11 protein-coding genes are annotated in these 13392 nt (G+C 60.4%); 2 read left to right on the forward strand and 9 right to left on the reverse strand.

Annotated features, from left to right (window positions below; translation table 11 throughout):
* Window positions 1-6: 6 nt before the first annotated feature.
* Genes aroK through AK821_RS06045 form a run of 6 tightly spaced genes read right to left on the reverse strand, consistent with a single transcriptional unit; the run spans window position 7 to window position 5390 of the window.
* The gene (gene aroK / locus AK821_RS06020; protein WP_011332081.1) at window positions 7-525 is read right to left on the reverse strand and encodes a shikimate kinase AroK; all 519 of its coding nucleotides are present in this window, start codon (window positions 523-525) and stop codon (window positions 7-9) included.
* Between the two features lie 4 nt (window positions 526-529).
* Complete coding sequence (gene pilQ, locus AK821_RS06025; RefSeq protein WP_064388867.1) at window positions 530-2602, reverse strand: type IV pilus secretin PilQ; 2073 nt, start codon at window positions 2600-2602, stop codon at window positions 530-532.
* A 13-nt stretch (window positions 2603-2615) separates the two neighbouring features.
* Window positions 2616-3143 carry a pilus assembly protein PilP gene (locus AK821_RS06030; protein ID WP_064388868.1) on the reverse strand — a complete coding sequence of 176 codons (528 nt, stop codon included), beginning with the start codon at window positions 3141-3143 and terminating at the stop codon, window positions 2616-2618.
* Window positions 3140-3763 (reverse strand): type 4a pilus biogenesis protein PilO, encoded by a 624-nt coding sequence (gene pilO, locus AK821_RS06035; RefSeq protein ID WP_064388869.1) that lies wholly within the window; start codon window positions 3761-3763, stop codon window positions 3140-3142. Before pilO ends, AK821_RS06030 begins: the two co-directional genes overlap by 4 nt.
* On the reverse strand, window positions 3760-4326 hold the full coding sequence (locus AK821_RS06040; protein ID WP_064388870.1) for a PilN domain-containing protein: 567 nt from the start codon (window positions 4324-4326) through the stop codon (window positions 3760-3762). Before AK821_RS06040 ends, pilO begins: the two co-directional genes overlap by 4 nt.
* Window positions 4326-5390, reverse strand: a complete 1065-nt coding sequence (locus tag AK821_RS06045; protein WP_064388871.1) for a pilus assembly protein PilM — start codon at window positions 5388-5390, stop codon at window positions 4326-4328. Before AK821_RS06045 ends, AK821_RS06040 begins: the two co-directional genes overlap by 1 nt.
* Before the next feature lie 219 nt (window positions 5391-5609).
* Here AK821_RS06045 and AK821_RS06050 point away from each other — a divergent pair, with 219 nt between their 5' ends.
* Window positions 5610-8054, forward strand: a complete 2445-nt coding sequence (locus tag AK821_RS06050) for a penicillin-binding protein 1A (RefSeq protein WP_401166437.1) — start codon at window positions 5610-5612, stop codon at window positions 8052-8054.
* Window positions 8055-8375: 321 nt separating this feature from the next.
* Here AK821_RS06050 and AK821_RS06055 read toward each other — a convergent pair whose 3' ends face one another.
* From AK821_RS06055 to rpmE, 3 genes are all read right to left on the reverse strand, one after another.
* A complete protein-coding gene (locus tag AK821_RS06055) occupies window positions 8376-9644 on the reverse strand; it encodes a malic enzyme-like NAD(P)-binding protein (RefSeq protein WP_064388873.1) in 1269 nt (422 codons plus the stop codon).
* A 183-nt stretch (window positions 9645-9827) separates the two neighbouring features.
* On the reverse strand, window positions 9828-10610 hold the full coding sequence (locus AK821_RS06060; RefSeq protein ID WP_064388874.1) for a thermonuclease family protein: 783 nt from the start codon (window positions 10608-10610) through the stop codon (window positions 9828-9830).
* A 41-nt stretch (window positions 10611-10651) separates the two neighbouring features.
* Window positions 10652-10867 carry a 50S ribosomal protein L31 gene (gene rpmE / locus AK821_RS06065; RefSeq protein ID WP_054595223.1) on the reverse strand — a complete coding sequence of 72 codons (216 nt, stop codon included), beginning with the start codon at window positions 10865-10867 and terminating at the stop codon, window positions 10652-10654.
* 282 nt (window positions 10868-11149) lie between these two features.
* Here rpmE and AK821_RS06070 point away from each other — a divergent pair, with 282 nt between their 5' ends.
* Entirely contained in the window at window positions 11150-13369 is a 2220-nt protein-coding gene (locus AK821_RS06070; protein WP_064388875.1) for a primosomal protein N', read from the forward strand.
* Window positions 13370-13392 lie beyond the last annotated feature (23 nt).

Below are 13392 nucleotides of genomic sequence, written 5' to 3' on the forward strand. Positions count from 1 at the left end.
GATGCTTTAACGGGGTGGAAGCTGTGCCAGACGATCGAGAATGTCGAGCACCACCATGCGCGGCGGCCGTTCGTCGGTTTCCACCACCAGATCGGCGATTTCCCGATAAAGCGGATCGCGGATCGCCAGCAGGTCACGCAGGGTTTTTTCTGGATTGGCGGTGCGCAGCAACGGCCGGTTGCGATCACGCGACGTGCGGCCGACCTGCTGTTCGACGGAGGCATGCAGATACACCACTCGCCCGCCCTCATGCAGGGCCTTGCGGTTGGCATCACGCATGACTGCGCCACCGCCGGTCGCCAGAACCACGCCGTCAAACGCGCAGAGCTCGGCGATCATCGCCTGCTCACGGTCACGAAAGCCCGGTTCACCTTCTTTATCGAAGATCCACGGAATGTTGGCGCCCGTGCGCAGTTCAATTTCCTTGTCGGAATCTTTGAACGGCAGGCGCAGCTCTTTGGCCAGCAGCCGGCCGATGGTGCTTTTTCCAGCGCCCATCGGTCCTACAAGAATCAAATTTCGCACAGAATCAATGACTCACAGCAATCGCCTGATTGTTCATGATACGCGGAGTGAGAAACACCAGCAGCTCGGATTTTTTCTCCGAAACCACATCACGCCGGAAAAGGCGGCCAAGATACGGCACATCGCCAAGAAATGGCACCTTATCTACAACCTTGCTTTGAGTATTTGAGAAAACACCGCCAATCACGATGGTTTCGCCGTCGTTCACCAAGACTTTGGCATTGACCTCGTTTTTCTTGATCGGCGGCACATCCTGCACTTTGTTCAGGTAATCCGGTTCGTCCTTGGTGACCTTGACCTCCATGATGATGCGGTTATCGGGGGTGATCTGCGGCGTGACTTCCAGAGACAACGAAGCCTCTTTGAACGACACCGAAGTGGCGCCGCTGGAGCTGGCTTCCTGATACGGTATCTCGGTGCCCTTGAGGATTTTCGCGGTTTCCTTGTCGGAGGTGACGACCTTTGGCTGCGAGACGATTTCGCCGTTGCCGGTTTTCTCCATGGCTGTCAGCTCCAGATCGAGCAAGACGTTGTCGGTAATGAAAGCGATGCCGATCCCCGAGGTGTTGTTGACGGTGCCCATGTCGACGAACGGTGAGTTGGTACTGGTACTGCCCGGCGTGCCGATGGTCGTCGAAGAACCGTTGCTGACCCCGGAGGTATTCCAGTTGCCCTTGTTCTGCACCGACCCGCCCCAACGCACACCCAGGCTCTTGTCGTAATCGACGTTGGCTTCGACGATGCGTGCCTCGATCATCACCTGGCGCACCGGAATATCCAGTTGCGCCACGATGCGCCGCAGTTCGTCGAGGCGATCCTGGGTCTGGTAGGCAATGATGTTGTTGGTCCGCTCATCGACAGTAATCGAGCCACGCTCGTCGATTTTCGCTTCGGCACTGGTCACCGACTGGAACAGTTTGGCGATGTCCGCCGCCTTGGCGTAATTGACCTGCAGCAGCTCACGACGCAACGGCGCCAGTTCGGCGATCTGCTTTTGCGATTCCAGTTCCTGGCGTTCGCGCGCGGCGATCTCATCGGCCGGTGCGACCAGCAGTACATTGCCGACCTTGCGCTTATCCAGCCCCTTGGTTTTCAGCACCAGATCCAGCGCCTGATCCCAAGGTACGTTCTGCAGACGCAGGGTAATGCCGCCCTGCACCGTATCGCTGGCGACAAGATTGAGGTTGGTGAAGTCGGCGATCAGTTGCAGCACCGAACGAACATCGATGTCCTGGAAATTCAGCGAAAGCTTCTCGCCGACATAGCTGTTGCGGTCGGCATTGCGCTTTTGCAGGTCGTCGACCGTCATCGGACGGATGCTGACGGTCAGCTTGTTGTCGGTCTGGAAGGTTGAGTATTCGTAGGTGCCGCTGGGCTCGACAGTAATAACCGTGCGATCACCGGTCACGGCGGCATTGACGAACTGCACCGGTGTGGCGAAATCCTTGACGTCGAGGCGCACTCGCAACTTTTCTGGCAACTGCGTACGGGCAAAGCCGAGAATGATCTTGCCGTCATGTTCCTGGATATCCGGGGCGATGGTCGGGTCGGACAGATCGATGACCACGTTACCCTCACCTGTCGTACCACGCTGAAAATCCACGCCGCGAATGGCCCGGCTTTTCGGCACAAATGCCTTGGCCGGTGCCGCCACAGGGCGTGGCGCAATGGCAGCAGGTCGTGGCGCGGCAACTGGCGCACCCTGCCCGACCGTCACGAACAGATTATTGCCCTCGACTCGCGTGTTGTAAGGCGCCAGCTGGGTGAGGCTGACGATCAGCCGCGTCCTGTCCCTGGCCTCGACTACCGTGGCAGTGCGCGCATTGCCGCTGCCCAGATCGAGGTTCTTGCTGGCCAACTGACTGGACACACCCGGCAAGTCGAGAGCGATCCGCGCCGGTGATTCGGTGGTGTAACCCTTGGGCTGGGGCGGTGCGCCGTCGAACGATAGTTTCAGCTCGACGCGATCACCCGGCAACGCCGCCACGTCCAGCGTTTTCAGGTTGGCCGCGAGTACCATCGGCGACATCAGCGCTATCCATAGCGAAAAACCGAAGGTTGAGAAAATCCTGTTCATTGTTCGACTTCCACTATGAGTGCTCTTTCAAAGGAATGGTGCGCGGGCGCTCCAGCCAGGCGCCTTCGCCGTCAGGAACGATTTCGACGACATCGACCTGGGTGGCGCTGATGGCGACGATGCGGCCATCGTTGCGCCCCAGGTAATCGCCGACTTTCAGCCGATGCACCCCGCCCGCCCCGCGCAACAGCGCAAAGGAGCCGGAAACATTGGAGATCGTGCCGACCATCTCGAACTGCTCGATATTGAAACCTTCGAGGTATTGCTTGACCCGGCTGGGGTCGGGTTTGACGTTGCGCGAGCCGTGCTGCCGCCCGGCCAGATCGGCACGCACCTGCCGCGAGAACGGACTGCGCAGATTGGCAGCGCTGTAGGTGAATGTGGGGTAAGACCGGAATGTCGGGGTTGGTTCAATCTTGCCGGCCGGACGCAGGCGTACTTCATTCAGGTAGGCGTCGAGGTCACTGAAATCGCTACTGCCTCCACAACCGCTCAGCGCCAGCAAGGCCACCGACAGGGCGAAATAACGAGTCGGGGTCATTTTTGCAGCCCCTTGTCGTTATAGCGGTAGGTCTTGGCGAGGATGCTCATGCGCAGCTTCGACCCGCCCTCGGGGTTGGCCGGCGCCAGCTCGAAGTCATGCAGGGTGACGATGCGCGGCAGCCCTGCGACGCCACTGACGAAAGTCGCCAGGTCGTGATAGGCACCGGTAACGGTGATCTGGATCGGCAGCTCGATGTAAAACTGCTGAGTGACCTCCGGCAACAGTTTGATTTCTTCAAACTCCAGGCCGCTACCCAGACCGGTGCGGGTGATGTCCTCCAGCAGCCCCGGCACCTCGGTGTCGCTAGGCAACTGCCGCAACAACACGCCGAAGGAGTTTTCCATCTCCTTCATCTGCTGGGTGTACAGCTCGAGATTGGCCGACAGACGCGCTTTGCTGGCGAACTGTTCCTTGAGCGCGGCCTCTTCTTCCCGTTTGGTTTCGAGCTGGTTTTCCATGTCACTGATGAAAAAGTTATAGCCGAGACCCAATACCAGCACCATCAACAACGCCCCGGCGATGGCCTTCACGACGGCGGGCCAGGAACCGATGTTGCTGGAGTCGAGATCGTTGAAATCGATGTTGCGCAGGCTTTCAAGCCATTCGGACGGTTTCATTGATCGTCCTCCAGGCTTTTCGGCTGCGTCTGACGAACGGTCAACTGAAATGTACTGGATTGCTCCACCTGATCGGCTGTGATCGCTTTTACCTCATTCAGGCTCGGCGCATCGAACCAGTCAGAAGCGTCCAGATTGCGCATCAGCTCGGAAACGCGATTGTTCGACTCCGCTGCGCCACTGATGGAAAGGGTTCTGCCGAGCATTTTCACCTGGGTGAAATACACGCCATCAGGCAGCGAGCGCGCCAGTTGATCGAAGATCCGCCCGCTGATCTGCCGGTTACCCTGCAAGTCCTGGATGATGCGCATGCGCTCGACCAATTGCTGGCGGCGCGCCTTGAGATCGCTGATCTGCTTGATCCGCTCATCGACCACGGCGATCTGCTTGCCAATGTATTCGTTGCGCGCCATTTGCCGATCAATGGCCGCGCTGATGATCTGATCGGCAATAAATACCGCACCCACCGACCCTACGACTACGCCGATCAGCGCCAGCAGGAAGCGTTTGCGCCGCTCCTCGCGACGCTCTTCGCGCCAGGGTAAAAGATTGATCCGCGCCATCAGTCGAAACTCCTGAGCGCGAGCCCGCAGGCAATCATCAGGGCTGGTGCATCACTGGCCAGTGCCCCGGCGTTGACCTTGCTGCTCAAGGCCATGTCGGTAAACGGATTGGCCACTTGGGTTGGCGTGTCCAGGCGCTGCTCGATCAAGCGGTCGAGCCCCGGCACCGACGCCGTGCCGCCGGCCAGCAGAATGTGGTCGACCGCGTTGTATTGGCCGGAAGCGAAGAAGAACTGCAGTGAACGTGATACCTGCTGCACCAGCGCCTCACGAAACGGCTGCAAGACCTCACTGACGTAATCGTCGGGCAGGCCACCCTGTTTTTTCGCCAGTCCGGCCTGCTCGACAGTCAGGCCATAGCGACGCTGGATTTCCTCGGTGAGCTGGCGACCGCCAAACAATTGCTCGCGGGTGTAGATGATCTTGCCGTTGTGCAGGACGCTAAGGGTGGTCATGGTGGCGCCGATGTCGACCACTGCCACGGTCAAGCGCTCCTGCGAGGCCGCCAACTGCTTCGCGAGCAGGCCGAACGAGCGCTCCAGCGCATAAGCCTCCACATCCACCACCCGCGCAGTCAGGCCGGCCAAGGCCAGGGCCGCTTCACGGACTTCGACGTTTTCCTTGCGACAGGCGGCCAGCAAAACGCTGACACGCTCGGGGTTGCGCGGCGACACGCCCTGGACTTCGAAATCGATGGCGACTTCGTCCAGCGGATAGGGAATGTATTGGTCGGCTTCGATCTTGAGCTGGTTTTCCAGCTCGTCATCGGACAGTCCGGCGTCCATTTCGATGATCTTGGTGATCACCGCAGAACCGGCCACCGCCACCGCCACGCTTTTCAGCCCGGTGCGTGCCTTGACCAGCACCCGACTGAGGGCTTGGCCAACGCCTTCGAGCTCGGCGATGTTTTTCTCGACCACGGCGTTCGCGGGCAATGGCTCCACCGCGTACGCCTCGACCCGGTAGCGATCGCCCTGACGGCTCAGCTCCAGCAGCTTTACCGAGGTTGAGCTGATGTCGATCCCCAGTAACGTATTGGTCTTTTTATTGAAGAGTCCCAGCACTACCAATTCCCTATGACTTTCCGTGAGTTACGGACTCTGTAATACGCATTGCGTTCCTTCCTCCCGTCTTGACAGAAGCGCAAATGACGCCTCCGACGGAAAAGTGCTTATAATGCCCAGCGTTTTTTTCCGCTTTTTACTGCCAGCGCGGACTGTTCTGTGTGTAGCCGGAACCCCGTCGCCAAATTCATTCTTTGCCCTGGATGTTCAAACGCCTTGATTCGTCTGCTGAAATTTTTCGGTTGGTCCATCGTCGCCGTTTTCTGCGGACTGCTTTTAGGTCTCAGCGGCGCGTTTCTTTACCTTAGTCCGGGTTTGCCGTCTGTGGAGGCGCTGAGAAGCATTCAGTTGCAGATTCCCCTGCGGGTCTATTCCAGCGACAACAAGTTGATCGCAGAATTTGGCGAAATGCGCCGTACACCGATCCGTTTCGCCGACATTCCACCCAATTTCATTAATGCGTTACTAAGTGCTGAAGACGACAATTTCGCCAACCACTATGGCGTTGATCCGAGCAGCCTGATGCGTGCCGCGACCCAATTGGTCAAAAGCGGACACATCCAGTCCGGCGGCAGCACCATCACCATGCAGGTGGCGAAGAACTTCTTCCTGACCAGCGAACGCAGCTTCTCGCGCAAAACCACCGAAATTCTCTTGGCCCTGCAGATCGAACGGCAGCTGACCAAGGATGAAATCCTTGAGCTGTATGTGAACAAGATCTATCTGGGCAACCGCGCCTACGGCATCGAGGCGGCGGCGCAGGTGTATTACGGCAAGTCGATCCGTGACATCAGCCTGGCGCAGATGGCGATGATCGCCGGCCTGCCGAAAGCACCGTCGCGCTTCAACCCGCTGGCCAACCCGGCGCGCAGTAAAGAACGTCGCGACTGGATCCTCGGGCGCATGTACAAGCTCGGCAAGATCACCGAAGCGGATTACACCGCCGCGATCAACGAACCACTGAACGCCAGCTATCACGTACCGACGCCGGAAGTGAACGCACCGTACATCGCCGAAATGGCCCGTGCCGAAATGGTCGGTCGCTATGGCAGCGAGGCTTACACCGAAGGTTTCCGCGTCACCACCACGGTGCCGAGCAATCTGCAGGAAATGGCCAACACGGCGCTGCACGAAGGCTTGATGACCTACGACCAGCGTCACGGCTACCGTGGGCCTGAGTCGCGTCTGCCGGGCAAAACCCGTGAAGCCTGGGCCAGCGAGCTGACCAAGCAACGCACCATCAGCAGCCTCGAGCCGGCCATCGTCACTCAGATCGACAAGAATGGCCTGCAAGTGCTGACCCGCACCGGCGAAGAGCACGTCGCCTGGGACACCATGAAATGGGCGCGGCCGTTCCTCAACACCAACAGCATGGGCGCTAACCCGCGTCAGCCGTCGGATGTTGCGCAGGTCGGCGACCTGGTTCGTGTGCAGCGCCAGAAAGACAACTCGCTGAAGTTCAGCCAGATTCCGCAGGCACAAGGCGCGCTGGTGTCGCTGGACCCGCAGAATGGTGCGATCCGCTCGCTGGTCGGCGGTTTTGCCTTCGAGCAGAGCAATTACAACCGCGCCATGCAGGCCAAGCGTCAGCCGGGCTCGAGCTTCAAGCCGTTTGTCTACAGCGCTGCGCTGGACAGCGGCTACACCGCCGCCACGCTGGTCAACGACGCGCCGATCGTGTTCGTCGACGAGTACCTGGACAAGGTCTGGCGTCCGAAGAACGACACCAACACCTTCCTCGGCCCTATCCGTCTGCGTGAAGCCCTGTACAAGTCGCGCAACCTGGTATCGATCCGCCTGCTGCAGGCGATGGGCGTGGGCAAGACCATCGACTACATCACCCGCTTCGGCTTCAACAAGCAGGACCTGCCGCCAAACCTGTCGCTGGCGCTCGGCACCGCAACGCTGACGCCGATGGAGATTGCGACCGGTTGGAGTACGTTCGCCAACGGCGGTTACAAGATCACCCCGTACATCATCGACAAGATCGAAAGCCGTAACGGTGACACGCTGTTCGTCGCCAACCCGCCGACCGTGCCTCAGGGCGGTTCGGCGACGGACGGTATTGCAGCGCCGGAGACTCAATCGTTCACGGTCAATGCCGCGCCGGTTCCGGGTGAAGCGCCGGGCAATGCTGCCGTAGCGCAAGCGCCGGCGGTGGCTGAGCGGATCGTCGATGGCCGCACTACCTACATCCTCAACAGCATGCTGCAGGACGTGATCAAGCTTGGCACCGGTCGTCGCGCATTGGCCATGGGCCGCAGCGACATCGCTGGCAAGACCGGCACGACCAACGAATCGAAAGACGCGTGGTTCTCCGGTTACAACGCCGATTACGTGACCACGGTGTGGACCGGTTTCGACCAGCCGGAAAGCCTCGGTCGCCGTGAGTTCGGCGGCACGGTGGCACTGCCGATCTGGATGAACTACATGTCGGCAGCGTTGAAGGACAAGCCGCCGCATGTTCAGCCTGAGCCGGAAGGTTTGCTGAGCCTGCGCGTGGATCCGGTCAGTGGTCGTGCGGCGACGCCGAGCACTCCGGGTGCGTACTTTGAGCTGTTCAAGGCTGAGGATACGCCGCCGTCGGTGAATGAGCTGGGTAACGGCGCCGTGCCGGGCAGCCCGTTGCCGGCGGATGAGCAGGCACCGATCGATCTGTTCTGATCCAGCGGCATTGAAAAGCCCCGCCTTCGAGAGAAGTGCGGGGCTTTTCAATGCCTGAAGATCAAGAGCCCCTCACCCTAGCCCTCTCCCGGAGGGAGAGGGGACTGATTGGGGGATGCTGGTGAGTGATGCCGACCTGAACGTGCTGTGTTGAATCCATAGGCGCTAACGCACTTTCAGGTCGGTGTATCTCGCGAATCTTCCACGGTCAATCCCCTCTCCCTCAGGGAGAGGGTTAGGGTGAGGGGGCTCTTGATCTTCAGGCAATAAAAAGCCCCGACTCTCACGAGCCGGGGCTTTCGGTTGAAGCGCTACAACGGCTTAGCCGTTGAACACGTCATCCACGCTTTTCAGCGGGTAGTTCTTCGGATACGGCAGGGTCGCTACACCGGTCTCGATCGCGGCTTTGGCCACAGCGTCGGAGATCAGGGTGATCAGACGCTTGTCCATTGGCTTCGGAATGATGTACTCACGGCCGAATTCCAGCGGCGCGCCACCGTAGGCATCGCACACGTCCTGAGGAACAGGCAGCTTGGCCAATTCACGCAGGGCGTTGGCTGCAGCCACTTTCATTTCTTCGTTGATGCGCTTGGCGCGAACGTCCAGGGCACCACGGAAGATGAACGGGAAGCCCAACACGTTGTTGACCTGGTTCGGGTAATCCGAACGACCGGTGGCCATGATCACGTCGCTACGGGTAGCGTGCGCCAGCTCCGGGGAGATTTCCGGATCCGGGTTCGAGCAAGCGAACACGATCGGGTTGGCCGCCATCGACAGCAGGCCTTCAGCGCTCAGCAGGTTCGGACCGGACAGACCGACGAACACGTCAGCGCCTGCCAGTGCGTCAGCCAGGCTGCGCTTCTCGGTAGCGTGGGCAAATACTGCTTTGTACTGGTTCAGGTCGTCACGGCCGGAGTGGATCACGCCGGTACGGTCAACCATGAAGATGTTTTCGATGCGTGCGCCCATGCTCACCAGCAATTTCATGCAGGAGATGGCGGCAGCGCCGGCGCCCAGGCAGACGATCTTGGCGTCTGGCAGGGTTTTACCAGCGATTTCCAGGGCGTTGATCATGCCGGCAGCGGTCACGATGGCGGTGCCGTGCTGGTCATCGTGGAATACCGGAATGTCGCATTGCTCGATCAGAGCGCGCTCGATCTCGAAGCACTCAGGTGCCTTGATGTCTTCCAGGTTGATGCCACCGAAGGTGATGGAGATGCGTTTTACGGTGTCGATGAAGGCTTGCGGGCTTTCGGAGTCGACTTCGATGTCGAACACGTCGATGCCGGCGAAGCGCTTGAACAGTACGCCTTTACCTTCCATCACTGGCTTGGACGCCAGTGGGCCGAGGTTACCCAGACCGAGAATCGCGGTGCCATCGGAAATGACTGCAACCAGGTTGCCCTTGCCGGTGTATTTGTAGGCCAGTTCAGGATCGCGAGCGATCTCACGCACTGGTTCAGCTACGCCGGGGCTGTAGGCCAGCGACAAGTCGCGAGCGGTAGCAGTGGCCTTGGTGAGCTCGACACTCAGCTTCCCTGGACGAGGATTGGCATGATATTCGAGAGCGGCAGTTTTCAGATCAGACATTTTGGCATTCCGCTTTTTACTGTTGGACAGACTGGTCAGCGAGGATACGCGCCTCGCAAAGTCCCCACAAGACTGAGCGGTCACCCCTGTCAAGCGCCCTGCCCTACGACTTTGGGCCAAGAGCCACGGCGCACAAGGGCTGGACTGTTCACAATCGACAGAAAAAATGTCTACAATTTTTCTTCAGCGCGGCGTTTGCAACATTGAAGGATCCGTCAGCGGAAGCAACCAACGCGACTGACCGGATTGAAGCCCACCGCGCCGCGAGCGATCGACGATCCAGCCGCGCGCCTCGATTTGCTTGTCCTTCAGCGCCGGCCAGCGGGCATTGTCGAATTGTCCGACCAGATTGGGTGCAACGCGCAATACAAGCGAGTCATGCAACTCGATCCAGATTCCACCGCGATTGCGCTGAACCTTGCTCACACGCCCACTGACCACGGCGAAGCCCGAGCGCTGGATCTGCCCCGATTTCACTACAGGTGATTGCCGCCAGAGGCCTCGGCCTGCCTGCCGGGCGCTGCGTTCGGCGGCTTGCTGACAGGCGACCAGATCGACATTCGGTGCCACCGCGACCTGAAAACCCAGGCCATCGGCGAGCATTTGCGCCTCAAGATTGGCGCCGCTGGCACTGTAAATATGGGCGAGCGTACGCCCGTAATGGTCTTGGGCTTGCTTGCCTGGGCGCAAACCGACACGTCCGCCGCTGGCTTCGACCAAGGCTTGCAAACGTTGGCGCGCCGCCACTGCAAACGGTTCGTCGCTGCGGCCCTGCTTGCCCAGTTCAGGCGTATTGAGGCCGATCATGCGCACACTGCGGCCGTCGCCCAAGCGCAAGGTATCGCCATCGATCACGCGCTGCACCGTGACGCTGGTCAATCCAGCGGGCGCTGGGCAGAAGGCCTGCGCGCCGGACAGCCAGATCGCGGACACAAAAAAGGCGCCCACAAGGGACGCCTTTTTCATCAGACCGGAAAAGCCGTAGAGGTTTTCCAGAATGAGGAGCCTTAGGCTTTTTTGCCGAAAGCACCGAAACGGTCTGCGAACTTCTGCACACGGCCGCCGGTGTCCAGAGTCTTCTGCTTACCGGTGTAGAACGGGTGGCATTCGTTGCATACGTCGATCGCCAGAGGCTTGGCCAGGTTCGAACGGGTTTCGAACTTGTTGCCACAGCTGCAGGTAACTGCGGTGATTTCGTATGTTGGATGGATATCGGCTTTCATGGTGTCTTCCTCAGGCTGCGTGCCGCCATCCAACACTATTGTTGAATACCGCACGTAATTAGGCCGTGGATTCTACCAGACCTTTTCAATCACGCAAGCTGTCACCGAGACCGACCGTCTGCTAGGCTCCCGGCCCAATACGCGATTCCCTTGTAGGAGTGAGCCTGCTCGCGATCGCGGTGTGTCATTCAACATTTATGTCGTCTGATACCCCGCTATCGCGAGCAGGCTCACTCCTACAGGGTTATGTGCCTAGCCCTTGTGTTGATCGAGATCCCCCGCGTGCCCGACGCCATTCTGCGCCTCGCTTTGCCTTCGCCCCTGCGCCGCCTGTTCGACTATCGAGCGCCGGCTGGCGTGCTGCGCGAGCAATTGCAGCCGGGCATGCGCCTGCGGGTGCCGTTCGGCCGGCGCGAGATGATCGGGATTCTGGTCGAAGTCACGGACACCAGCGAAGTGCCGGTGGAGAAACTGAAACCGGCGCTGGCCCTGCTTGATGACACGCCGCCGCTGCCGCCCGCGCTGTTCAAGCTTTGCCTGTGGACGTCGCAGTATTACCAGCACAGCCTCGGCGACACCCTGAGCTGGGCGTTGCCGGTGCTGTTGCGCCAAGGCGAACTGGCCGAGGCCCGGCAAGAACGTTTCTGGTCAATCACCCCTGGCGCCAGCCTCGAAGATCCGCGCATCGCCCGCGCACCGCGCCAGCGCGAGGCATTGGCGACCCTGGCCCAGCACCCGCACGGCGTCGCCCATCAGTTGCTGAGCAAACTGATGTTGAGCAAAGACAGTCTCGATCTGCTGCTGGCCAAAGGCCTGGTGCAAGTGGAAATCCGCCGCCACGCGCCGGGCGTGCGCCACGAACACTGGCTGGCGCAACCGGAGCTGCCGCTCAATGGCGAACAACGTGCCGCGTACGAAGCGATCCGCGCCGGCTTCGACAGTTATCACGCGTTCCTGCTGGCCGGGGTCACCGGCAGCGGCAAGACCGAAGTCTATTTGCAGCTGATTCGCGAAACCCTCGCAGCGGGTAAACAGGCGCTGGTGCTGATCCCGGAGATCAACCTCGGCCCGCAGACCCTGGCGCGCTTCGAGCAGCGCTTCAACGCGCGGATCGCCCTGCTGCACTCGGCAGTCAATGACCGCGAGCGCCTCGACGCCTGGCTCGCCGCCCGCGATGGCGAGGCCGACATTATTATCGGCACCCGCTCGGCACTGTTCACGCCGATGAAAAATCCCGGGCTGATCATCATCGATGAAGAGCACGACGGTTCTTACAAACAGCAGGAAGGCTTGCGCTATCACGCTCGCGATCTGGCGCTGGTACGTGCGCGGCAGGAAAACATCCCGATTGTGCTCGGTTCCGCCACGCCATCGCTGGAAAGTCTGCACAACGCCTACACCGGTCGTTATGGCCTACTACGCCTGAATGAGCGAGCGGGCGGCGCCAAACAACCGCGGTTCCTGCGCCTGGATGTCAAAAGTCGTCCGCTGGACAGTGGGATTTCCGGGCCGATGCAACAAGCCATCGGCCAGACCCTCGCCAACGGCCAGCAGGTGTTGGTATTCCTCAACCGTCGCGGCTTCGCGCCAACGTTGCTCTGCCACGACTGCGGCTGGATGTCCGAGTGCTCGCGCTGCGATGCGCGGATGACCGTGCACCAGCGTTACGGCGAGCTGCGCTGCCACCACTGCGGTTACGTCGAGCGCACGCCGCGCCAGTGCCCGAAGTGCAACAAGGTCGACTTGCGGCCCGTGGGCGCCGGCACCGAGCGCGCCGAAGAACGCTTGGCGATTCTGTTCCCGGACTATCCGGTGCTGCGCGTTGACCGCGACAGCACTTCGCGCAAAGACGCGATGAATCAGCTGTTCGCGACGATTCAGAAAGGCCAGCCGTGCATTCTGGTCGGCACGCAGATGCTGGCCAAGGGTCACCACTTTCCACGGGTGACTCTGGTGTCGATCCTCGATGCTGACGGCGGTTTGTTCTCCGGCGACTTCCGCGCCAGCGAGCGCATGGCGCAGTTGATCGTGCAGGTGGCCGGGCGCGCCGGGCGTGCTGAGGAGCCGGGCAAGGTGATCATTCAGACGCACCTCGCCGACCATCCTTTATTGGTGCAGCTCACCGAACAAGGCTATTTCGCCTTTGCCGAGCAGGCTTTGAGCGAACGCCGGGCCGCCGGGCTGCCACCCTTTGCGCATCTGGCGTTGTTGCGTGCCGAAGCGCACAAACCGGGGCAAGCGGAAGGCTTTCTCGATGAGGCGTGTAGCGAAGCCGAGCGCTTGCTGGCTGAGCAGAATCTGGGCGGGATCGAATTGCTCGGGCCAGTGCCTGCGCCGATGGAGCGCCGCGCCGGGCGTTATCGCGCGCAACTTTTGTTGCAGGCGACGGCACGTGCGCCGCTGCATCGGTTGCTGGCGAGCTGGTTGCTGGTACTGGAGCAGATGCCGAGTGGGCGCGCGGTGCGCTGGTCGCTGGATGTCGATCCCGTCGATTTGTATTGAAGATCAAAAGATCGCAGCCTTCG

The sequence above is a fragment of the Pseudomonas sp. RIT-PI-r genome (genome assembly GCF_001297015.1).
In the GTDB taxonomy this organism is placed as follows: domain Bacteria; phylum Pseudomonadota; class Gammaproteobacteria; order Pseudomonadales; family Pseudomonadaceae; genus Aquipseudomonas.

Coding starts and splice junctions, on each gene's coding strand:
- pilQ (WP_064388867.1), bottom strand. CDS start 2,602: ATGAACAGGATTTTCTCAACCTTCGGTTTTTCGCTATGGATAGCGCTG.
- AK821_RS06030 (WP_064388868.1), bottom strand. CDS start 3,143: ATGACCCCGACTCGTTATTTCGCCCTGTCGGTGGCCTTGCTGGCGCTG.
- pilO (WP_064388869.1), bottom strand. CDS start 3,763: ATGAAACCGTCCGAATGGCTTGAAAGCCTGCGCAACATCGATTTCAAC.
- AK821_RS06040 (WP_064388870.1), bottom strand. CDS start 4,326: ATGGCGCGGATCAATCTTTTACCCTGGCGCGAAGAGCGTCGCGAGGAG.
- AK821_RS06055 (WP_064388873.1), bottom strand. CDS start 9,644: ATGTCTGATCTGAAAACTGCCGCTCTCGAATATCATGCCAATCCTCGT.
- AK821_RS06060 (WP_064388874.1), bottom strand. CDS start 10,610: ATGAAAAAGGCGTCCCTTGTGGGCGCCTTTTTTGTGTCCGCGATCTGG.
- rpmE (WP_054595223.1), bottom strand. CDS start 10,867: ATGAAAGCCGATATCCATCCAACATACGAAATCACCGCAGTTACCTGC.